Source organism: Pseudoxanthomonas dokdonensis (assembly GCF_001431405.1).
In the GTDB taxonomy this organism is placed as follows: Bacteria; Pseudomonadota; Gammaproteobacteria; order Xanthomonadales; family Xanthomonadaceae; genus Pseudoxanthomonas_A; species Pseudoxanthomonas_A dokdonensis.
Map to the genome: position 1 here is coordinate 15,688 of NZ_LDJL01000023.1, position 21,450 is coordinate 37,137.

The following is a 21,450-nucleotide window of genomic DNA, read 5'->3' on the forward strand; positions in this document are numbered from 1 at the left end:
GCTGCCATGCCCGCGTAGCCCCAGCCGCGGACAAATCCGCGCGCGGCGCTGGCGATGGTTTCATTGGCAACCTGCATGGACAACTCCCGTGCCTGTACTGACAGGGCTGATAACGCCCGCCCGGCGATCCGGTTGACCGGGCTGGCAACGGGTTCAGCGACGGTTATGATGCGGACACGGTTGCGCGACGGCCGCATCACTGGACAACCCGGAGTGGACGAATGAGCGATGGATTTGTGGCGCTGTATATCTTCATGCTGGCGGCCATCGCCGGCCACGTGATCATCTCGCGGGTGCCGGTCATCCTGCATACCCCGCTGATGTCCGGTTCCAACTTCATCCACGGCATCGTGCTGATCGGGGCGATGGTGGTGCTGGGGCATGCCGATACCACCCTGGAAAAGGCCATTGGCTTCATCGCCGTGCTGCTGGGCGCGGGCAACGCCGCCGGCGGTTACGTGGTGACCGAGCGGATGCTGGAAATGTTCAAGAGTTCGCGCAGGCCGGCCGGCAAGGGAGACCACTGATGAGCGCCAGCCTGCCGGACATCCTGTCGCTGCTGGTCAAGGTCAGTTATCTGGTCGCGGCCACGCTGTTCCTGCTGGGCCTGCAGCGGATGGCCTCGCCGCTGACCGCGCGCAGCGGCATCCGCTGGGCCGGTGCGGGCATGGTGATCGCCACGCTGGCAACCTTCCTGCTGCCGGATCTGCACAACATCCCGTTGATTCTGGCGGCCATCGTGATTGGCACCGGCGCTGCCTGGATGTCGGGCAAGAAGGTCGCCATCACCGACATGCCGCAGATGGTGGCGCTGTACAACGGCATGGGCGGTGGCTCGGCGGCGGCGATTGGCGCGGTCGAACTGCTGCGCTTTTCCGGTACTGGCATGGCGCCTTCCAGGGTCACCCTGGTACTGGCGGTGGTCGGCTCGCTGATTGGCGCGGTGTCGCTGTCGGGCTCGATCATCGCCTGGGCCAAGCTGGATGGGCGCATGGACAAGCGCTACACATTCCCCGGCATGCAGCTGTTCAACGCGCTGGTCGCACTCGGCACGGTGGTGCTGGGCGGCTGGGTCATCGCCAGCCTCGGGGTGCCGTGGATCATTGCCTTCTTCATCGCTGCGCTGGCGCTGGGCGTGCTGATGACGTTGCCGATCGGTGGCGCCGACATGCCGGTAGTGATTTCGCTGTACAACGCGCTGACCGGGCTGGCGGTGGCGTTCGAAGGCTATGTGCTTGGCAACGAGGCGCTGATCATCGCCGGCATGATGGTCGGCGCTGCCGGCATCCTGCTGACCCGGCTGATGGCCAAGGCGATGAACCGCCCGATCAGCGGGGTGCTGTTCTCCAATTTCGGTGGCGGTGGCCAGGCGCAGGAGATCACGGGCAGCCAGAAGCCGATTGAAGCCGGCGACGTGGCGGCGATGATGGCGTTCGCCGAACGCGTGGTCATCGTGCCCGGTTACGGCATGGCGGTGGCGCAGGCCCAGCACAAGATCTGGGAACTGGCGCAGAAACTGATGGAGCGCGGGGTCAAGGTCAAGTTCGCGATCCATCCGGTGGCCGGCCGCATGCCCGGGCACATGAACGTGCTGCTGGCCGAAGCCGGCGTGCCATACGACCTGATTGCCGACATGGATGACATCAATCCCGAATTCGCCAATACCGACGTGTCGCTGGTGATTGGCGCCAACGACGTGGTCAATCCGGTCGCGAAGACCGATCCTGGCAGTCCGATTTATGGCATGCCGATCCTCGATGTGGTCAACAGCAGGAACACCATCATCATCAAGCGTGGCAAGGGCACCGGCTTTGCCGGCATCGAGAACGCGCTGTTCTACGCCGATAACGCCCGGATGCTGTATGGCGATGGCGCCGAAGTGGGCGCGGCCCTGGTCAGCGAGCTGAAAGCGCTGGATGGCGGCCACTAATGAGTTCCGCCAGGTAATCAGCTTCTACCCCTTCCCCCGCTTGCGGGGGAAGTTTGGGATGGGGGCGCTTTGCCGCCAGTGAGGCTGCCGCAACCTGTTGCCGCCACCCCAGCCCCGTATCGAGTACGGGGCAGGCTCTCTTCCGTAAACGAAGGAGGGGCTGAAGCCATCCCGATGACAACGGTCAGGCGAACAAGGTTCTACCCCTTCCCCCGCTTGCGGGGGAAGGTTGGGATGGGGGCGCTTTGCCGCCAGTGAGGCTGCCGCAACCTGTTGCCGCCACCCCAGCCCCGTCTCAAGTACGGGGCAGGCTCTCCTCCGTAAACGAAGGAGGGGCCGAAGCCATCCCGATGACATCGGTCGGGCGAACAAGGTTCTGCTCCTTCCTCCGCTCGCAGGGAAAGGGTAAAAACGGCTGCCGAATCAGCGCGCCAGCCAGGCCGCCAGCACCGGCGCCACCAGCGTGGCGATCAGGTCGCGCGGTTGGTTGGCCAGCCCGGACAGCACCCAGGCATGGTCGAAACCCAGCTTGGCGGCAGAGTCCCAGGGCGCCAGCCCGAGCATGAAGCCGAGCTGGCTGGCGACGATGGTCCAGTTGACCAGCGCCACCACCAGCAACGTCGCCACGACCGCCAGCAGCGCCCGCGGCCAACCCGGGCGCATGCCGCCCCAGCGCAGCATCCAGGCGGCGTCGGCAGCCACCAGCAAGGCCAGCCAGCCCAGTTGCCGGCCCAGGTACAGCGCCAGCACCACCCACAGCACCGCCACGCAGGTGCAGCCGAATACCAGCGCCAGTGGCGCGACCCAGCGGGGCAGGGGAGAGGCGGAAGCAACGGCAACGTTGGACATGGGAACTCCAGCAGCGGCCGACTAGGATAAGGCTTCGGGGGCGCTTTCCGCTCCGCGGCCGCCGCCAGCAGGGACGGATTCTTGGGTGACAGGGGTGCCGCCGGCTACACTAACGCCCTTGCGCCGGTCCGCCGCGCCCCCACTTCAGTGCCATGTATTCCCGTAGCAGCGAACCCGTCCATTTTGAGCGCGACTGCGCCGCCGTCATGGTGCCGCAGGGTGAAAGCGTGACCCTGCCTGCCGGCACCTATGGCTACATCACCCAGGCCCTGGGTGGCAGCTATACGGTGTTTGTCGAAGGCAATCTGTTCCGCATCGCCGGCAAGGACGGCGACGCCATCGGCAAGGAGCCGGCCGAGCCGTTGCAGCTGCCTGACAACGCCAGCCACGACGAAGTCGAGGCGATGGTCTGGCGACAGCTGCGGACCTGCTTCGATCCGGAAATCCCGTTCAACATCGTTGATCTGGGGCTGGTCTACGAGGCGGTGGTCAAACCGCTGGAAGACGGCCAGCGCGATGTCGAGGTCAAGATGACGCTGACCGCACCCGGCTGCGGCATGGGCGAAATCCTGGTCGACGACGTGCGCAGCAAGATCGAAGCGATTCCGACCATTCATGAGGCCGACGTCGAGCTGGTGTTCGACCCGCCGTGGGGCCGGCACATGATGTCCGAGGCGGCCAAGCTGGAAACCGGCATGTTGTGAGCCCATCGGCGGATATTGACGGTGTGTCGCCACCGCCTTGAATCGAGATGACGCCCCGGCAGGGGCGTTTTTTACGCCTGCACGCCTGCCTTCGATGACGCGCCACCATGCTGTGATGCAGCGCTTGCGCCTGCCTGCCGCGCGCATCCTCTCTCATTGATGGCAAGACCAGCGGTGTCATCGCGCTCACATGCGTGAATGTCCGCGCTGTCAATCACAGATAGCGCATGCCATCGGGATTGTCCGCCGATTGTGCTTGTAACCGGTTCATCTGCCGCTTAGGTTCGATGCCGGACAGCCGCAACGGACGTCCGTGTTTGTCGCCATCCCCCAGTGATGCACACCCATCCCTGTTGTACCAACGGTTCTTAGAAGGAGCTTCGATGTCGACTTATTCAACGCGTGGCAAGCGTGGCTTGCGCACCCACGGCCTGGCTGCAGCCACGGCACTGGTAATCTCCCTGCTGGGCGCAGGCCCGGCCATGGCGGCCGAACGGCTGAACCTGAGTGCCCTGCAGGATCCCGGCCAGCAGACCTTTGATCGTTTCATCGTCAAATACCGCGCTGGCAGCGAGGAAAGCGTCAGTGCCGCGGCCATCGATTCCACCCTGCGCTCGGCATCGCGCGCGCTGCCGGCCAAGGCCGGGCGGGCGCTGGGCGTGTCCAAACTGCGCCGGATCAGCACCGGTGCCGACGTGATCCGCTCTGATCGCAAGCTCGACAAGGTCGAGGCCGAAGCGCTGATGCGGCAGATCGCCAGCAATCCTGATGTCGAATACGTGGAAGTGGACCGCATCCTGGTGCCCTACCTCAACCCCAACGACAGCAACTACGGCCAGCAATGGGGCTATTCCGACAGCGATGCCGGCATCCGCGCGCCGCAGGCGTGGGACAAGGCCACCGGCGCCGGCGTAGTGGTCGCGGTGATCGACACCGGCATCACCAATCACAGCGATCTGAATGCCAATGTGCTGCCCGGTTACGACTTCATCAGCGACACCTTCATCGCCAACGATGGCAACGGGCGCGACAGCGATGCCAGCGATCCGGGTGACTGGGTCAGCGCCAACCAGTGTGGCGGCGTTCACTCCGCGCAGAACTCAAGCTGGCACGGCACCCACGTCGCCGGCACTGTCGCGGCGGTCACCAACAACAGCCGGGGCGTCGCCGGCACCGCCTTTGACGCGCGGATCCTGCCGGTGCGCGTGCTCGGCAAGTGTGGCGGCCTGACGTCGGACATCGCCGACGGCATCATCTGGGCGTCGGGCGGATCGGTACCCGGCGTTCCGGCCAATCCGAACCCGGCCGAAGTCCTCAACCTGAGCCTGGGCAGCCAGGCGCCCGCCAGCTGTGACAACACCACCCAGGAGGCATTGTCGGGCGCGGTCGCACGCGGTTCGGTGGTGGTGGTGGCGGCCGGCAACTCCAACGCCAACGTGCTGACCGCCGGCGGCATCGGCTACACCATGGGCAACTGCGGCAACGTCATCGTGGTCGGCGCCAACACCAGCAGCGGTGCACGCTCCAGCTTCTCCAACTATGGCAGCGGCGTGGACGTGTCGGCGCCGGGTTCGAGCATCCTGTCGACAGTCAACACCGGCAGCACGACGCCTTCGAGCGAAGGCTATGCCAGTTACAACGGTACCTCGATGGCCTCGCCGCACGTGGCCGGCGTGGCCGCGCTGGTGCAGTCGGTATCGAGCACGCCAAAGACGGCCGCACAGATGCGCACGCTGCTGCGTGATACCGCGCGGGCGTTCCCGTCGACGCCTTCGCAACCAATTGGCAGCGGCATCGTCGATGCCAACGCCGCGGTCGATGCGGCATTGGGCGGGGTCACCCCGCCGGGCGGCAGTGAACTGCAGAATGGGGTGGCGGTGACCGGACTGTCAGCGGCCAGCGGTGCCTCGTTGGCCTACACGGTGACGGTGCCGGCCGGCGCCAGCAATCTGCTGATTGCCAGCTCCGGTGGCAGTGGCGATGCCGACATGTACGTCAAGCTGGGCAGCGCGCCGACCGACAGCTCGTACGACTGTCGCCCCTACAAGAACGGCAACAACGAGAGCTGCACCTTCGCCTCGCCGGCCGCTGGCGTCTACCACATCCGCCTGAAGGGCTATTCCGCATTCTCCGGTGTCAGCCTGCAGGCCAGCTGGGGCAGCGGCGGAGGTGGAACGGTGCAGACCTACTCCAACAACAACGACTATGCGATCAACGACAACGCGACCGTCAGCAGTCCGATCACCGTATCCGGCCGCAGCGGCAATGGCGCCGCCAGTACGCCGGTGGCGGTCAACATCGTGCACAGCTACAAGGGCGATCTGAAGGTCGACCTGGTGGCGCCGGATGGCAGCGTTTACGTGCTGCACAACCGCAGTGGCGGCAGCGCCGACAACATCAACACCAGCTACAACGTCAATCTGTCCAGCGAGGCGCTCAATGGCACCTGGAACCTGCGGGTCAACGACAATGCCGGTGGCGATACCGGTTACATCAACAGTTGGAGCGTGACCTTCTGAGCGTGGAAACAGGCCTCTGGTTACAAGCAGAAACCCCGGGCAACCGGGGTTTCTGTCATCGCCATCCCGCTAAGGCCGATGCTCAGGCAATGGCTTCGAACCGGTTGGCGGCCACGTTCTTGCGCACCTTGGCCGGGTCCCAGATGCGGCCGTTCATCGCGATGTAGATGCCGGTTGGCAACGATTGCACCGCACCCACCGCGCAGCCGATGTTGAACTCGGCATCCGAACCACGGAACCGTGCCGGGTTCAGCGCACCGGTCATGACGATGGTCTTGTCGGTGATGCTGGCCAGCGCCTTCGCCGTCTCGACCATGCTGTCGGTGCCATGGGTGATCAACACGTGGCGCGCGGCCTGGGCGGCGATGGTGGCGCGGATCAACTCGCGATCGGCATCGCTGATGTGCAGCGAATCCTTGCGGATGATCGGAATCACGCTGAAACGGAAGGCCACGCCGAGTTCCTGCAGGATGCGGCCGATCTGCGGGTCGCCAATCTGGAAATCGGATTTGTCGTCGAAATAGATTTTGTCGATCGTGCCACCGGTGGTGACGATCAGTAGTTCTTCCATCTGCTTGCTCCTGCGTCGTCCGGCAAATGCTGTCCGGGTGACGGTTCTCGAAAGGGCGGGCGCTGCGCGCACGGGCTTTGGCAACCCGTGCACCGAACCCGCATTATCGCCTGTATGCGCGCGTGCGGCACCGGCGCGGCATCAGCCAGCTCAGCGCCTGCGCTTGCCGGCGAAGCGTCCGGCCAGTCCAGGCCAGCTGGAACTGACCACGATCACCAGCGCCAGCAGCAGTGCAGTCCAGGCAAATGCCGCTTCGGCCGGTCGTGACCACGCCACCATCACGCCATGGCTGAACCAGAACAGGCCAAACACACCGGCCCAGAACGCCGCCTTGGCATTGTCCAGGGCCACGCCCGGCAGCAACAGCAATGGCGGCAGCACGAAGACCAGCAGGACCGCGGCCAGATGCTTGTCGGCATGGAACCAGAGCGCGTAGTCCAGCGCCAACGCTGCCAGCGCCAGCACCAGCAACCGTCGTGAACCGCGCACGCCGGGGCGGCTCACGGTTGCCGCGCCAGCTGCTGGGCCAGGCGCGCCACCCGCTTGCCGAGTGCGCGCGCCAGGGTGGCTTCTTCTTCGCTGGGTTGCGGATTGTCCTCGCTGCCGGCCACATGGCTGGCGCCGTAAGGTGTGCCACCGCCGCCGGTGGTGCTGAGCGCCGGCTCGGTGAACGGAATGCCGACGATCACGCAGCCGTGGTGCAGCAGTGGAATCTGCATCGACAACAGCGTCGATTCCTGGCCGCCATGCTGGCTGGCGGTGGAGGTGAACACCGCCGCCGGCTTGTCGACCAGGGTGCCGCTGGCCCATTCGGCGCCCAGCCCGTCAAGGAAGTGCTTGAGCGGTGCGGCCATGTTGCCGAAGCGGGTCGGGCTGCCGAGGATGAGGCCGGCGCATTCGACCAGATCACGTGGTTCCACATAGGGTGCGCCTTCGTCGGGCACCGGCGGTTGTGTCTGCTGGGTCACGCTGGCCACCGGCGGCACGCTGCGCAACCGCGCGCTCATGCCCGGCTGCTGGGCCACGCCCCGCGCAATCTGCCGGGCCAGCCGCGCCACCGAACCGCCGCGACTGTAGTAAAGCACCAGAATTTCCGCCATGCGCCCCGCCTGATAGTGAAATGCCCCGCTAGTATCGACGATGTCATGCCCTGCATGCATCGGTTACCCTTTGCCCGATGGAACCTCTGGACTCAATCAACAGATGGTCGGACAGGATTCGCGACCGCGCCCGGGCAGGCACCTTCCTGCGCTACGTGGTCAAACGCTTCCTTGATGATCGGCTGTTCCAGGCCGCCGCGGCACTGGCCTACACCACGCTGTTCTCGCTGGTGCCGCTGGCAATGGTGGTATTCGGGGTGCTGTCGGCATTCCCGGCCTTCGAGGAATGGAAAGGGCAGCTGACCGGTTACATCTTTTCCAACTTCGTGCCCAGCGCCGCCAGCAAGGTACAGGATTACATCATCGAGCAGTCCGGTGCGATTGGCAGCCTGACCGCGGTCGGCCTGGTGGTATTGGTGTTTTCGCTGCTGGTGACCCTCAACAGCATCGAGGCCACCTTCAACCGGATCTGGCGGGTGCCGTTCCACCGACCCAAGTTCAGCCGCTTCCTGGTGTACTGGACGGTGCTGACGCTGGGCGCTCTGGTCGCCGCCGCATCGCTGTCGGTGTCTTCGCGCCTGTTCGCGCTGCCACTGTTTGCCACTACCGAAGGCCAGTTGCTGCAGATGCTGGCCTTCCGCCTGACCCCGGTGCTGATCGAATTCGCCGCCATCGCCCTGATCTACCGGGTAGTGCCGCATCGTCCGATCCAACTTCGCTATGCGCTGGCCGGCGCGTTGCTGGCAACGCTGTTGCTGGAACTGGTGAAATGGTCGTTCGGGCTGTACCTGGGCAGCTTCAACACCTACCAGAAGATCTATGGCGCGATTGCCCTGATCCCGATCCTGCAGGTGTGGATCTACCTGTGCTGGGTGGCGATCCTGCTGGGTGCCTCGCTGGCCTCGTCGATGGCCGCATTCCGCTATCAACCCCTGTCGATGCGACTGCCGTTGGGCTTCGAGATCTACGGCCTGTTCCGCCTGCTCGGGCGCTTCAACGAAGCACGCGCCAATGGCCAGGGGCTGCACCCGGATCGCATCCAGGAACTGGAACCGATCCTGACCGATTCGCTGATCCAGTCGATGCTCGGTCAACTGTCGGACATCAACCTGCTGCGCCGCGACGAAGATGGCGAGTGGCTGCTGGCCCGGGATCTGCACGACATGACCATGGCCGAGCTGTACCAGGCGTGCCAGCTGCGGATACCGATTGCGCAGATTCCGCTACCCTGCCAGGACGACACCCTCGGCCGCGCCTCGCGCCAGGCACTGGATGAACTCGGACAGCCGCTGCGTGATCTGCTGGCGCGCCCGGTCAGCGACATCTTCCCAACTCCGCACAAGGACACCGCATGAAACCCGCACTGATTTCACTGGCGCTGCTGGCGTTGGCCTTGTCGGCCTGCAAACCGCAACCGCAATCCGGATCCACGCCTGCAACCAGCGAACAACAGGCGGCTGCGGCAGCCAGTGACGAGGCCACCACGCCGGCCGCCGACGCGACGCCGGCGGTGCGCGAGAAGACCGCCGAGATGCCGACGCTGAAGGTGCAGACGATCGATGGCGGGATCTACGACCTGGCCGCGCACCGCGGCAAGTGGGTGGTGGTCAACTTCTGGGCCACCTGGTGCGCGCCCTGCATCAAGGAAATGCCGGAACTGTCGGCGATGGACGCGCTGCGCGAGCATATCGAAGTGGTCGGCCTGGCCTACGAGGACATCGAACCGGCGGACATGCAGGAATTCCTCAAACAGCGGCCGGTGGTGTATCCGATCGCGATCGTCGACGTGTACAACCCGCCAGCCGATTTCGCCACCCCGCGCGGCCTGCCGCTGACCTACCTGATCGGTCCCGACGGCAAACTGGTCAAGCAGTTCATGGGCCCGGTCACTGCCCGTGACGTCGAAATGGAAATCGAAAAAGCCGGCGGTCCCAAGCTGCAGGCGTGATGCAGCGCCGCTGTTGCAATCACTGTTACGCAACAGCGATCCCGACCCGATAAAAAACCCGGCCAACGGCCGGTTCATGGGATGAGCTGTGCCCGCACGCTGCTTGCACCGCAGATCGTGGAGCAGGGGTCCGCTCCACGTTCCGTCGCCACCACAGCTCACCGGTCAGTGTTTGCCGTTGCCCTTGCCGTTGCCGTTATTGCCCTTGCTGCTGTTGCCTTTACCGTTGCCGCCGCCCTTGCTGCCGGCGGATCCGGATTGGGCGGGCTTGCCGCTGTGGCCATTGGAATGGCCGGGATTATCCGGTTTGCCGCTGTTGCCTGACTTGCCGGCATTGCCCGAATTACCCGGGCCATGCTTGGACCAGTCAACGTGGACATTCTGATCAACCGCGACCGGATAGCCCCAATGGTCGTAGGTGCGGGAAAAACCATTCTTCAAGGAATGGAATTCGGGCGAGCCTGGCTTGATGCCCATGCGCTTGGCGACCGCGCCCCAGCCCTGGCCGCGATTGCGGTCATAGTCGTTGACGACATCCAGGCACGGGATGCCAACGATGTGGGCGATTGCGCAGGCGTAGTAGATGTCGCCGGCCGACCAGTTGCGGCCGAACAAGTCTTCCACCAGCGACCGCGGCGCACCGTAGTTGCCGGTCATTTCACGGACAAAAGGATCCCGGTAACGGGCGCCATAGTCGTTGATTTCATACAGACGGTTGTCGACCCAGGCATCACCGGTACGGAAGTTGTAGCCCACCGTCTGTGCCTGTGCTGAAACCGCCAGACCCAAGCCGAGCAGCGTGGCCAGCGTGAGTTGCCTGATGGCTTGCTTGTTCATGACGTTCTCCTTGATCAGGGCGGGGTGCCAGTCAGTCATTGTCGTCAATCCGATAGACCGGTAGTGGCTGGATCACAGCAAAGCGTTCCTTACTGGGGCGTGAGGCCAGCGCCGGAAAGTCCAGTTCCGGCTCAGGTACCCGAGTGTCAGGTAACTGGTCGAGCAGATGCCGGATCAGGGTCAGGCGGCCAAGCTTCTGGTCATTGAAGTCGACCAGTGTCCACGGTGCATGCGTGGTATGGGTCGCCTTGAGCATGGCTTCACGGGCACGGGTGTAGTCGCGGTACTTCTCCCGGGCCTGGACGTCGATCGGCGACAGCTTCCAGCGCTTGAGCGGATCCTGCAGGCGTTCCCTGAAGCGTTCTTCCTGCTGCGCCTGGTCGACCGTCAGCCAGTACTTGAACAGCAGGATGCCGTCGTCGACCAGCAACTTCTCGAACACCGGCGCCTGCTGCAGGAAGCTGCGGCACTCGGCATCGCTGCAGAAGCCCATGACCTTTTCGACGCCCGCGCGGTTGTACCAGCTGCGGTCCATCAGCACCATCTCGCCGGCGGCCGGCAGATGGGCGACGTAACGCTGGAAATACCACTGGCTGGCCTCGTGCTCGTTCGGCTTCGGCAAGGCCACCACGTGGCACTGGCGCGGGTTGAGATGTTGCGAAATGGCATTGATGACGCCGCCCTTGCCGGCGGTATCGCGCCCTTCCAGCAGGACCAGCAGGCGCTTGCCGGAATGACGCAACCAGCGTGCCAGCGCCTGCAGTTCCAGTTGCATCGGTTCGAGCTCGGCCTCGTAAGCCTTGCGCTTGAGCTTCTTCATCCGCTTATCCGTGGTCGGTCATCAAAGGCGAAGCAGACATTACTCGCGCAGGCGTGGACGCAATGTGGCCAAGTTGCAGGGCTGGGTCCGTGCGTCCAGCTGTGCCTGGATGATGTTTTCCCAGGCGGTGCGGCAGGCGGAACTGGAGCCGGGCAGGCAGAACACGAAGCACTGGTTGGCGAGGCCGGCAAACGCCCGCGATTGCAGCGACGACGTGCCGATTTCGTCCACGCTGATGGCGCGGAACAGTTCGCCGAATCCGGGCATCTGCTTGTCCAGCAGTGGCAGCAGCGCTTCGGGTGTGGAATCACGCCCGGTGAAGCCGGTGCCACCGGTGACCAGGATGCCATCGACCTCCGGATCGGCAATCCACTGTGACACCCGCGCGCGCAATCGATAGCGATCATCAGGCAACAGATCGCGTTGCTGGATGTGGTGGCCGGCAGCGGTGGCGGCCTGCTGCAGGTAGTCGCCCGAGGTGTCGTTGGCGGGGCTGCGCGTGTCCGACACGGTCAGGATGCACAGGTTCAAGGGGATGAATTGATTGGATGCGCTCATGCCCGCAGGTTAACCCAGTGCGGAGCGCGCCGCATTGACCGCATCAGCGTCTGGCGATGCGGGCCACGGTGTCGGCGAAATCGGCGGCGAAGCCATCCATGTCGAACAGTCCGGACTGCTGGCGTTGCCGGGCAAGCCGTTCACGCACGGCGGTCAAGGCAGCCGGATCACGCGCCAACGCGACCGCGGTGGCGATGAACTGCTGATCGCCTTCGACATTCATCTCCGCCATGCCCAGGTGATGATTGAGGCTGCCGGCGACCCGCGAGGCGAACGTCTGCCCCGGCGTGGTCAACAGCGGGCAACCCACCCACAACGCATCCGAAGCGGTGGTATGCGCGTTATACGGATCGGTGTCCAAGAACAGGTCGGCCAGCTGCAGCCGGGCCAGGTAATCGGCATGTGGCTGCTTGGCCATGAATACCAACCGCTGCGGATCGATGCCCCGCGCCTGGGCGTGGGCGCGCAGGCGCTGGTCGGCATGGCCGGGACCGGACAGCAGCCACAACACGCTGCCCGGCACCTGCTGCAGTACCGCCAATGCGCGATCGACGCTGCGCGGATTCAATTTGTAACTGTTGTTGAAACAGCAGAACACCGTGCCGGCGCCATCGCTGGCGCGCGGGGGCAGTCCGCAGGACAGGCGACTGGGCGGGGCCGGGACGACGCGATTGCTGTCGGACGGCTGGAAACAGCGCGGCAGGCGGATCACCTGTTCGCTGAAGCAAGACTCCAGTGAAGGCGGCAACACATAGTCATCCGCCAGCAGGTAGTCCAGCCATGGCGCGCCGCTGGTGCCGGGGTAGGCCAGCCAATTGACCTGCACCGGTGCCGGCCGCATCGCCAGCACTTCCGGCGCGCCACCGCCGCCCCAGCCACGCAGATCGAACAGCACCTCGACACCGGCGGCGCGGATCGCCTGCGCGGTCTGCTGGTGCGAGCGTCCGCCGACGTCATGCAACGTCGTACATGCCTGCAGGCGTCGACGGATCAGGCTGCCATCGTCGTCGTTCAGTGCGAACAGATGCAGATCAAGCCGGGGCTGGCCGCGGGCGACGGCCTCGAACAATGCCACCGTCAGCAGACCGGTCGGATGGGCGCCGAAGCCATTCGACAAAAAGCCCACACTCAGCCTTGCCCGCTCGCCGGCAGGCGGCGATGGCGCCAGCGTTTGCGTGCTTGCCGCCAATCCCCGCGCGCGCAGCCGGGCGCACTGCAGTTGTTCGGCGGCGCTGCTGTCCTCGCTGAGGAACGCGAATGGCTCGACCGATGCGCTGGCATCGGCCACTGCCTGCCGTACTTGCCGGGCCAGCGCTGGCAGCTCGCGCCAGTCGCAGAGGCGACGTTGCCAGGCCAGCAGGTAAGCCGCCAACTGTGGCTGGTCCGGTACCAGCGCGTGCGCGTGCCGGTAGGCCAGCAACGCGTCTTCGGCCTGGCCCAGATCTTCCAGCACATGCGCCAGCCAGACCGCGATGCCGGGATGCCGTGGCGCCTGCGTGGCGGCACGCATCAGTGCGTCGTAGGCCGATTGCAGCTGGCCCTGCTTCCAGTACACCCGGCCCAGCCGCGCCAGTACCTCCGGATGGCCGGGTGCCTGTTGCAGGGCGTGTTGACAGGCGGCTTCGGCCTGCGCCAGATCGCCGTGTTCGAATTCCGCATCGGCCAGCTGCAGCCACGCCAACGCGTTGCCGGGCTCACGCACGACGCGATGGCGCAGATGCTGCAGTGATGCTGAAGGTTCGCTCATGGCGGTGCAGCGGTGTCGATGCGCTGACCGGTCAGTCCGGCAGCGCGGCCAGCGGCAGGCTGTACCACTGGCTGCTTTCCTCGCGCCAGCCGGCGGCGCGATACAGCGACTGCGCGGCCAGGTTGTCGCTGCCGGTTTCCAGCATCAGGCGGGTCGCGCCAGCGGCCGAACTGGCGACCGCGGCCGCGTCCAGCAACAAGCGGCCGATGCCCTGGCGGCGGAAATTCTGCTGCACGTAAAGATCATTGAGGATGAACAACGGTGCCGTCTGCACCGATGAATACATCGGGTAGAGCTGGGTGAAACCAATGATTTCGCCGCCGACCTCGGCCACGATCAGCACCGACTGATGGCGCTGCTGGCGCTCACGCAGGAACTGGCAGGCGCGGTCGATGTCGGTGGCCTGGCCGTAGAACTGGCGATAGGCATCGAACAGCACGGCCACTTGCTCCAGTTCGTTGTCGGCGGGGCCGCGGATAGTGATGTCCATCGGGCAGATACTCCTGTGTGCGGTTGCGAAGGCCGCGACTGGCTACGGTCGCAGAGCTTGCCGGTTGGAATCAAGCCGCAATGCGTGCCGCGTTGACGCCAGTCACGCCACGTCCGACAGCCGCGCCAGTTCATCGGCCTGGTATTCGCGCAGCAGGCGGTCGACCAGGGGATCCAGATCGCCCTCGATGATATTGGGCAGGTCGTACAGGGTCAGGCCTTCGACCCGGTGATCGGTGATCCGCCCCTGCGGGAAGTTGTAGGTGCGGATGCGCTGGCTGCGGTCGCCGCTGCCGACCTGGAGTTTGCGTGACTCGGCCTGCGCCGCCAGCTGCCTGCCACGTTCGGCGTCCAGCAGTTGCGCCTTCAAGCGTTTCATCGCGTTGTCGCGGTTGGCGTGCTGGCTGCGCTGGGTCTGCGATTCCACCACCACCCCGGTCGGCAAGTGGGTGATGCGGATCGCCGAATCGGTCTTGTTGACGTGCTGGCCACCGGCGCCACTGGAGCGGAACGTGTCGATCCGCAGATCCGCCGGATTGATCACCACTTCGTCAATGGCCTCGTCCTCGGGAATGATCGCCACGGTCGCCGCCGAGGTATGGATGCGGCCCTGCGATTCGGTCGCTGGCACCCGTTGCACCCGGTGGGTACCGGATTCGAACTTCAACCGTGCGAACGCGCCGCGGCCGATGACCTTGGCGACGATTTCCTTGTAGCCGCCATGCTCGCCGGGGCTGTCCGATTCGATATCCACCTTCCAGCCGCGGCGTTCGGCATAGCGGGCGTACATGCGGAACAGATCTCCGGCGAAAATCGCCGCTTCGTCGCCGCCGGTGCCGGCCCGTATCTCCAGGAACAGGTTGGCATCGTCGCGACTGTCGCGCGGAATCAGCAGCAGCGACAGCTCGTCTTCCAACTCGGCCAGCCGCGCATTGGCGGTGTCGATCTCCTCTTCCGCCAGTTCGGCCAGTTCCGGGTCGGCGCGCATTGCCAGCGCGGCTTCCAGGTCCTGGCGGGCGCGGGCTTCCTCGGCCAATGCCAGCGCCACCGGCTCCAACTGGGCGAACTCGCGCGAATAATCGCGGAAGCGCTCGTTGTCGGCGACCACGCCTGGGTCGGCCAGCAGACGTTCGAGTTCTTCGCGGCGCTCGGCCAGCGCTTCCAGCTTACGGCGCAGCGTCGGGGTCATCAGGTTCCGGTCTGGTTGGGGCGGGCGTGTCAGCGGAAAAATCAGGGTGCGAATACGGCGCCTGCGCCGGGAACAGCTTGTCGGCGGCGCGTGCCAGATCGGTGTCGCCGCGCAGCGCGGCTTCGCGTAACGCGGCAGTCGGCGGGTGCAGCAGACGGTTGGTCAGGGTATTTGCGAGGAATTCCAGCACCGCCTCGGCGTCGCGGCCATTGGCCAGTTGTTGCCGGGCCTTGCCGAGGACATCGTCGCGGGTCGAATCACCCAGCGCGCGTAGTCGTTTCAGCGGCTGCTGGTGGCGGCTGGCCTGCAGGGTTTCCAGATAGCGTGCGACCTGCAGCTCGATGATGGTCTCGGCCGCTTCGGCGGCTTCGCGACGACTGCGGCGGTTGTCTTCGACCGCGCGTTCGAGATCGTCGACGGTGTACAGGTAGGCATCGTCCAGTTGCGCCACCCCGGCCTCGATATCGCGGGGTACCGCCAGATCGAACAGCAGCATCGGCTTGTGCCGCCGCTGGATCAGGGCTGCCTTCACCTGGGTCTGGCTGATCACCGGTTCGCGGCTGGCGGTGGCCGAGAACACCACGTCGGCCTCGGCCAGGTGGCGCTCCATCTCGGTCAGCGGCAGGGCATAACCGCCGTGCCGGCTGGCCAGCTCCTGGGCATGGGCCAGGGTGCGGTTGGCGATCAACAGGCGCTGGACGCGGCCTTCGCTGAGGTGTCTGGCGGCCAGCTCGATGGTTTCGCCGGCGCCGACCAGCATCACCGTGGAATCGCTGAGCCGGGTGAACGAATTCTGTGCCAGGCGCACCGCCGCCGAGGCCACCGAGACCGGATTTGCACCCACCCGGGTATCGGTACGCGCGCGCTTGGCGACGGCGAAGGTCTGCTGGAACAGACGGTCCAGGCGATTGCCGAGCGCACCATGCTGGCGCGCATGCGCCCACGCTTCCTTGACCTGGCCGAGGATCTGCGGCTCGCCCAGCACCATTGAATCCAGCCCGGTCGCGACCCGGAACAGGTGCCGCACCGCGTCGCCATCATGATGCCGGTACAGATAGGCGTGCAGACCGTCGGCGTGGGTGTTGAGCCACCGCGCCAGACTGTCGCCATCGGCGGCGATCGCGTACAGCTCGGTGCGGTTGCAGGTCGACAGCAGCGCGGCTTCCTCGACATCGGGCAGGGCACGCAGCGACGCCAGCGCCTGCGGCAACGCATGCGCATCGAAGGCGACCTGTTCGCGCAGGTCGACCGGGGCGGTCTGGTGATTGAGTCCTAGAACCCACAACGTCATTTTCAGAGGCTTGCGCTAAGCTGCTGGCTATCGAGCCGCTATTTTACGGCCCCCGTGACTTCCATGCCCGCAATGATTCGTATCACCACCGCCATGCTCGTGCTGCTGGCCCTGTGTCCAGCCGCCGCAAGTGCCGCCACCAGCGCCCCGGAAGGGGACTCACTGACTGCCGTGATGGCAGGCGAGTTCGCCCTGCAGGCCGGCCAGTTGCCGGAGGCCTCGGACTGGTATCTGCAGGCCGCGCGCGAGTCGCAGGACGCCGGGCTGGCCGAGCGTGCGACCCGGATCGCCTTGCTGGCCAACCAGGACCGGCAAGCCGGTGAGGCCCTGCAACTGTGGCACCAGCGGGCACCGAGTTCGCTGGCCATGCGCGGCGCCGAGGCCACCCTGGCGCTGCGCCAGGGCAAGCGCCGCAACGCCCGCAAGGTGCTGGCCGGGTTGATGAGCGCACCGGATCCGCTCGGTTGGCGCTATGCGCTGACCGCGCTGGCCAGCGGCGGCAAGGACCCGTCATTGTCGGCGCGGGTGCTGCGGGACCTGGTCGCCGATGACGCAATCCCGGCGCAGTTGCCGGCATGGCTGGCCTTTGCCGGCCTGGCCCAGCAGCTGGACGACCCCAAGCTGGCCGAGCAGATGGTCGCGACCGTGGTGGACAGGTTCCCGGGCGAGCCGCGGGTGGCCCTGCTGCACGCCAACCAACTGCGCCAGGCGGGCAAGACCGGACAAGCCCGCCAGATTCTCGATGGTTTGCAACCGCAGGCCCAGGACAACCATGCCCTGCGCCTGCAACTGGCGCAGGAATACGACCGTCTGGACGATCCGGTCGAGGCCTCCGAGGTGCTGGCGCTGGGGCCGCAGGACACCTTCATCTACGGGCTGCGCGCCACATTGCTGGCCAAGGCCGAAGACAACGAAGCGCTGACCCGCCTGTATGACGAACTGCGCCATGATTCGACTCCGCCGCCGACCGCGTCCGACCCGCTCGGCGCCGAGCGCGCCGCCGCGGCAGCTGATGATGCCAATGGCGGGGATGACGTGGATGCAGACGCCGGCCCCGACGCCGAAGACGAATCCGAGCGCAAGCTGCTGCTCGGCCGGATGGCTGAATACCTGAAGCGGCCGGAAGAAGCACTGGACTGGTACAACCAGGTCGAGCAGGGCGGGCATCGCTTCGAAGCCCGCCTGCGCGCGGCCAACACCTTGTTCGAACTCGGTCGTCCCGAGCAGGCTTACAACGAGCTGCGTGAGCTGCAGGGTGACGCCAGTGCCGACGACGAGGCGCGGATTGGTGCCTACCTGCTGGAAGCCGAACTGCGCGACAAGCAGCAGGACAGTGATGGCGAACTGGATGTCTACGCCCGTGGACTGGCGGCGTATCCGGACGAGCACAGCCTGCTGTACGCCCGTGGCCTGGCCTGGGAACGGCGCGATCGCATAGACCGCGCCGAGGCCGATCTGCGCAAGATCCTGGTCAGTGACCCGGACAATGTGGCCGCGCTCAACGCACTGGGCTATACCCTGGCCGACCGTACCGAACGCTATCAGGAAGCGCTGGAGCTGATCGACCGCGCGCGCGCTGCTTCGCCCGAGGACGCCGCGATCATCGACAGCTATGGCTGGGTGCTGTACCGGCTGGGCCGAAACCAGGACGCCCTGGTCGAGTTGCGCCGTGCCTACACCCTGCAGAAAGATCCGGAAATCGCCGCCCACGTCGCCGAAGTGCTGTGGGTGCTGGGGCGCCGCGACGAGGCGCGCCATTATTTCGAGGAAGCCCGCAAATTGGACCCCGACAATCGATCGCTCAAGCGCGCGCTGGAGAAGACCGGCGCATGAAGACATGGCATGTTTTACCGGCCCTGGTGCTGCTGGGGTTGCTGGCCGGTTGCGCCAGCCGTGGCCCCAGCGTGGCCGGGCAAGCCAGCCTCACCGATCCGCAGGCATTGGCCGCTGCCCAGGCCGGGCAGGCCACCCGCAGCGCCTGGCTGCGCACCCACCCGCAATGGTCGTTCCAGGGCCGGGTGGCGATCAGCCAGAATGGCAAGGGCGGCAACGGCCGGATGGACTGGCAACAGGACGGTGACAGTTACCAGGTGTCGCTGAGTGCGCCGATCACCCGCCAGAGCTGGCAACTGCATGTAGACCCGCAGGGCGCGCGCCTGCTGGGCCTGGAAGGCGGTGAACGCAGCGGCCCGGATGCCGCGGCGCTGCTGCAGGCGGCCACCGGCTGGCAGGTGCCAGTGCAGGCGCTGTCGGATTGGGCGCGTGGGATGGCCGCCGAAGGCATGGCAGGCGAGTCCCGCTACAACCTGCAGGGCCAACTGCAGCACCTGCAACAGCAGGGCTGGCAGGTCGACTATGCCGAGTGGCTGGCGCCGCAGGGCGACCAGCCGGCGATGCCGCGACGGATAGAAGCAGCCCGTGGCGAGGCCAAGGTACGCCTGATTATCGATCAGTGGAGCCTGGAAGCCGGTCCGTGAGCCAGTTTGATGAATGAGCGCCATCCGCACGATCTGCAGGCCGGCCAGATGTTTTCCCGCGCCGCTGGCTGGTCGCACTGGCCGGCACCGGCCAAGCTGAACCTGTTCCTGCAGATCACCGGCCGTCGCGACGACGGCTATCACCTGCTGCAAAGCGTGTTCCGGCTGCTGGAATGGGGCGACACCATCCATCTGCGCCCGCGCGCCGATACCGCCGTGCGCCGATGCGCCGATCCGGAGGGCCAGCCGAGCACGATAGCCGAACACGACGACTTGACCGTTCGCGCAGCAAAACTTCTGCAAAAAGCGACCAATTGCCAGCAAGGTGTGGACATTGGCGTCGAAAAGCGCATTCCAATGGGCGGCGGATTTGGCGGTGGTTCGTCGGATGCGGCCACCGTGCTGGTGGCGCTCAACCAGTTATGGGGCACTGCGCTGGATGTGGATGCGCTGGCCGAGCTCGGCCTGCAACTGGGCGCCGATGTGCCGGTCTTCGTCCGCGGCGACAACGCCTGGGCTGAAGGAGTCGGCGAGCAGCTGACCCCATTGTCGCTACCCCCGGCCTGGTATCTGCTGGTCGATCCCGGCGTCCACATTCCCACCGCTGAACTTTTTCAGGCAAAAGATTTGACGCGGGATGCCACACCCGCGAAAATAGCCGGCTTCCTCACGGGAGACCTGCTCGGCAATGCGTTCGAGCCGGTGCTGCGAAGAAAGGAACCGGCGATTGAAGCTGTTTTCCGTGCTCTTTCGCGCATTGGCACGCCACGATTGACGGGTTCTGGCAGCGGTTGTTTCGTGGAGTTCGCTGATCGCGCCTCGGCCGAGGCTGCATTGGCGGATGTGCCATCCAGCCTGCGGGCATGGCTGGCACAGGGCGCCGGGCGCTCGCCACTGCATGCCGCCCTTGCACAGGCGAACGCTGCCCAACGGCGGCGATCGCTGCAAGGCCAGCCGGGTCTTTCCTGATCAACGTCAACACATTCTGGGGCGTCGCCAAGTGGTTAAGGCACCGGGTTTTGATCCCGGCATTCGTAGGTTCGACTCCTACCGCCCCAGCCAGTCTCCTGCAGGCTGGTCAGTACCCGGTCACCCGCTGCTTGCCAGCAGGTGGTTGAATACCCCGCCTGATATCGCTGTACCGATTGCCCCGCCGCCGCGTTGAGAGAAGAAAATGCAAGACGACCGTAACCTGCTTGTCTTCTCGGGCAATGCCAACAAGCCACTGGCTGCCAGCATCTGCCGCGAACTGGGCGTGCGCCCGGGCAAGGCAATGGTGTCGCGCTTCTCCGATGGTGAAGTGCAGGTGGAAATCGAGGAGAACGTACGCCGCCAGGAAGTGTTCGTGGTCCAGCCGACCTGTGCGCCGACCGCCGAGAACCTGATGGAACTGCTGGTGCTGATCGACGCGCTCAAGCGCGCCAGCGCCGCCAGTGTGACCGCGGTGGTGCCGTACTTCGGCTATTCACGCCAGGATCGCCGCATGCGTTCGTCGCGGGTGCCGATCACCGCCAAGGTCGCCGCCAGGATGTTTGGCGCGGTCAGCGCCGACCGGGTCCTGACCGTCGATCTGCACGCCGACCAGATCCAGGGTTTCTTCGATATCCCGGTCGACAACGTCTACGCGTCGCCGCTGCTGCTGGCTGACATCTGGCGTGCCTACGGCACCGACAACCTGATTGTGGTGTCGCCCGACGTCGGTGGCGTGGTCCGTGCCCGCGCGGTGGCCAAGCGCCTGGACGATGCCGATCTGGCGATCATCGACAAGCGCCGTCCGCGCGCCAACGTCTCCACCGTGATGAACATCATCGGCGACGTCGAAGGCAAGGACTGCGTGCTGGTCGATGACATCGTCGACACTGCCGGCACCCTGTGCGCGGCCGCGGCGGCATTGAAGTCGCGTGGCGCCAACAAGGTCGCTGCCTACTGCACCCATGCGGTGCTGTCGGGTCCGGCGGTGGACAACGTCAACAATTCGGTACTCGACGAGCTGGTCGTCACCGACACCATCCCGCTGTCGTTGCAGGCCCAGGCCTGCAGCAAGATCCGCCAGCTCAGCGTCGCCGAGCTGCTGGCCGAAACCATCCGCCGCATCGCCTTTGGCGAGTCGGTCAGTTCGCTGTACGTGGACTGACGCAGGCGGCACTGTTTCACGTCCGTCCGGTTTTCCGGCGGGCCATCAGACTCACCTGGTCGCGGGTGAGTTTTTCAAATCGCCGCGAGGCGGTTCATTCAAAGAAGGTAGTTGCAAAATGGCAAAGTCTCACAAAATCGACGTGCAGCGCCGCGAAGACGAAGGTAAGGGTGCGAGCCGCCGCCTGCGTCACGCCGGTCAGGTGCCCGCCATCGTTTACGGTGGTGATCTCGAACCCGTCAGCATCCAGCTGAACCACAACGACGTCTGGCTGGCCAGCCAGAACG

The 21,450-nt window shown here is 65.5% G+C and carries 20 protein-coding genes, 1 tRNA gene and 3 pseudogenes; 13 read left to right on the top strand and 11 right to left on the bottom strand.

The features are described 5' to 3' along the window. The first annotated feature begins 221 nt into the window (after window positions 1–221). On the top strand, window positions 222–527 hold the full coding sequence (locus tag ABB29_RS15635) for an NAD(P) transhydrogenase subunit alpha part 2 (protein ID WP_057660772.1): 306 nt from the start codon (window positions 222–224) through the stop codon (window positions 525–527). Next, window positions 527–1,930, top strand: coding sequence for an NAD(P)(+) transhydrogenase (Re/Si-specific) subunit beta (locus ABB29_RS15640; protein ID WP_057660776.1), 1,404 nt, complete (start codon window positions 527–529; stop codon window positions 1,928–1,930). Before ABB29_RS15635 ends, ABB29_RS15640 begins: the two co-directional genes overlap by 1 nt. A gap of 423 nt (window positions 1,931–2,353) precedes the next feature. On the opposite strand, the gene ABB29_RS15645 is transcribed toward ABB29_RS15640, so the two are convergent. Further along, on the bottom strand, window positions 2,354–2,779 hold the full coding sequence (locus ABB29_RS15645; protein WP_057660778.1) for a hypothetical protein: 426 nt from the start codon (window positions 2,777–2,779) through the stop codon (window positions 2,354–2,356). Between the two features lie 152 nt (window positions 2,780–2,931). Between ABB29_RS15645 and sufT the strand changes: the two genes are divergently transcribed. From sufT to ABB29_RS16730, 3 genes and pseudogenes are all read left to right on the top strand, one after another. Beyond that, a complete protein-coding gene (gene sufT / locus ABB29_RS15650) occupies window positions 2,932–3,483 on the top strand; it encodes a putative Fe-S cluster assembly protein SufT (RefSeq protein WP_057660779.1) in 552 nt (183 codons plus the stop codon). Window positions 3,484–3,866: 383 nt separating this feature from the next. Then, window positions 3,867–5,639, top strand: a pseudogene (locus ABB29_RS15655) (S8 family peptidase); the annotation flags it as partial. Window positions 5,640–5,780: 141 nt separating this feature from the next. Then, a pseudogene (locus ABB29_RS16730) lies at window positions 5,781–6,002 on the top strand (proprotein convertase P-domain-containing protein); the annotation flags it as partial. An 82-nt stretch (window positions 6,003–6,084) separates the two neighbouring features. Here the strand turns inward: ABB29_RS16730 and ABB29_RS15660 are convergent. The 3 genes from ABB29_RS15660 to wrbA all read right to left on the bottom strand — a co-directional run bounded on the left by ABB29_RS15660 (window position 6,085) and on the right by wrbA (window position 7,673). Next, complete coding sequence (locus ABB29_RS15660; RefSeq protein ID WP_057660785.1) at window positions 6,085–6,573, bottom strand: asparaginase domain-containing protein; 489 nt, start codon at window positions 6,571–6,573, stop codon at window positions 6,085–6,087. 150 nt (window positions 6,574–6,723) lie between these two features. Further along, entirely contained in the window at window positions 6,724–7,077 is a 354-nt protein-coding gene (locus tag ABB29_RS15665) for a DUF2069 domain-containing protein (protein WP_245622655.1), read from the bottom strand. Then, window positions 7,074–7,673: an NAD(P)H:quinone oxidoreductase gene (gene wrbA / locus ABB29_RS15670; protein ID WP_057660788.1), complete on the bottom strand. Its 600-nt coding sequence runs from the start codon at window positions 7,671–7,673 to the stop codon at window positions 7,074–7,076. The genes ABB29_RS15665 and wrbA overlap by 4 nt, the downstream gene beginning before the upstream one ends. Before the next feature lie 77 nt (window positions 7,674–7,750). Here wrbA and ABB29_RS15675 point away from each other — a divergent pair, with 77 nt between their 5' ends. Both ABB29_RS15675 and ABB29_RS15680 read left to right on the top strand, forming a co-directional pair. Then, window positions 7,751–9,028: a YihY family inner membrane protein gene (locus ABB29_RS15675; protein WP_057660790.1), complete on the top strand. Its 1,278-nt coding sequence runs from the start codon at window positions 7,751–7,753 to the stop codon at window positions 9,026–9,028. Continuing rightward, window positions 9,025–9,621 (top strand): TlpA family protein disulfide reductase, encoded by a 597-nt coding sequence (locus ABB29_RS15680; RefSeq protein WP_057660794.1) that lies wholly within the window; start codon window positions 9,025–9,027, stop codon window positions 9,619–9,621. Before ABB29_RS15675 ends, ABB29_RS15680 begins: the two co-directional genes overlap by 4 nt. 165 nt (window positions 9,622–9,786) lie before the next feature. Here the strand turns inward: ABB29_RS15680 and ABB29_RS15685 are convergent, their stop codons facing one another. The 7 genes from ABB29_RS15685 to hemA all read right to left on the bottom strand — a co-directional run bounded on the left by ABB29_RS15685 (window position 9,787) and on the right by hemA (window position 16,552). Continuing rightward, window positions 9,787–10,458, bottom strand: coding sequence for a hypothetical protein (locus ABB29_RS15685; protein ID WP_157062695.1), 672 nt, complete (start codon window positions 10,456–10,458; stop codon window positions 9,787–9,789). Window positions 10,459–10,489: 31 nt separating this feature from the next. Further along, window positions 10,490–11,278 carry a polyphosphate kinase 2 gene (gene ppk2, locus ABB29_RS15690; RefSeq protein WP_057660798.1) on the bottom strand — a complete coding sequence of 263 codons (789 nt, stop codon included), beginning with the start codon at window positions 11,276–11,278 and terminating at the stop codon, window positions 10,490–10,492. A 39-nt stretch (window positions 11,279–11,317) separates the two neighbouring features. Then, entirely contained in the window at window positions 11,318–11,836 is a 519-nt protein-coding gene (gene moaB, locus ABB29_RS15695; protein ID WP_057660801.1) for a molybdenum cofactor biosynthesis protein B, read from the bottom strand. Window positions 11,837–11,879: 43 nt separating this feature from the next. Then, window positions 11,880–13,583, bottom strand: a complete 1,704-nt coding sequence (locus tag ABB29_RS15700) for an O-linked N-acetylglucosamine transferase, SPINDLY family protein (RefSeq protein ID WP_057660804.1) — start codon at window positions 13,581–13,583, stop codon at window positions 11,880–11,882. Between the two features lie 31 nt (window positions 13,584–13,614). Then, a complete protein-coding gene (locus ABB29_RS15705) occupies window positions 13,615–14,073 on the bottom strand; it encodes a GNAT family N-acetyltransferase (RefSeq protein ID WP_057660807.1) in 459 nt (152 codons plus the stop codon). 102 nt (window positions 14,074–14,175) lie between these two features. After that, entirely contained in the window at window positions 14,176–15,261 is a 1,086-nt protein-coding gene (prfA, locus tag ABB29_RS15710; RefSeq protein WP_057660808.1) for a peptide chain release factor 1, read from the bottom strand. After that, a complete protein-coding gene (hemA, locus tag ABB29_RS15715) occupies window positions 15,239–16,552 on the bottom strand; it encodes a glutamyl-tRNA reductase (RefSeq protein WP_057660812.1) in 1,314 nt (437 codons plus the stop codon). The genes prfA and hemA overlap by 23 nt, the downstream gene beginning before the upstream one ends. 63 nt (window positions 16,553–16,615) lie before the next feature. On the opposite strand from hemA, the gene ABB29_RS15720 reads away from it, so the two are divergent. The 6 genes and pseudogenes from ABB29_RS15720 to ABB29_RS15745 form a co-directional block, all read left to right on the top strand. Then, window positions 16,616–18,385, top strand: a complete 1,770-nt coding sequence (locus ABB29_RS15720; protein ID WP_057660815.1) for a tetratricopeptide repeat protein — start codon at window positions 16,616–16,618, stop codon at window positions 18,383–18,385. Next, complete coding sequence (gene lolB / locus ABB29_RS15725) at window positions 18,382–19,029, top strand: lipoprotein insertase outer membrane protein LolB (protein ID WP_057660818.1); 648 nt, start codon at window positions 18,382–18,384, stop codon at window positions 19,027–19,029. The genes ABB29_RS15720 and lolB overlap by 4 nt, the downstream gene beginning before the upstream one ends. A 48-nt stretch (window positions 19,030–19,077) precedes the next feature. Continuing rightward, window positions 19,078–19,998: a 4-(cytidine 5'-diphospho)-2-C-methyl-D-erythritol kinase gene (gene ispE, locus ABB29_RS15730; protein ID WP_057660825.1), complete on the top strand. Its 921-nt coding sequence runs from the start codon at window positions 19,078–19,080 to the stop codon at window positions 19,996–19,998. Window positions 19,999–20,015: 17 nt separating this feature from the next. Continuing rightward, window positions 20,016–20,091, top strand: a tRNA-Gln gene (locus ABB29_RS15735). A 112-nt stretch (window positions 20,092–20,203) separates the two neighbouring features. Then, window positions 20,204–21,163: a ribose-phosphate diphosphokinase gene (locus tag ABB29_RS15740; RefSeq protein ID WP_057660820.1), complete on the top strand. Its 960-nt coding sequence runs from the start codon at window positions 20,204–20,206 to the stop codon at window positions 21,161–21,163. Window positions 21,164–21,281: 118 nt separating this feature from the next. Then, window positions 21,282–21,450 (top strand): annotated as a pseudogene (locus tag ABB29_RS15745) (50S ribosomal protein L25/general stress protein Ctc); the annotation flags it as partial.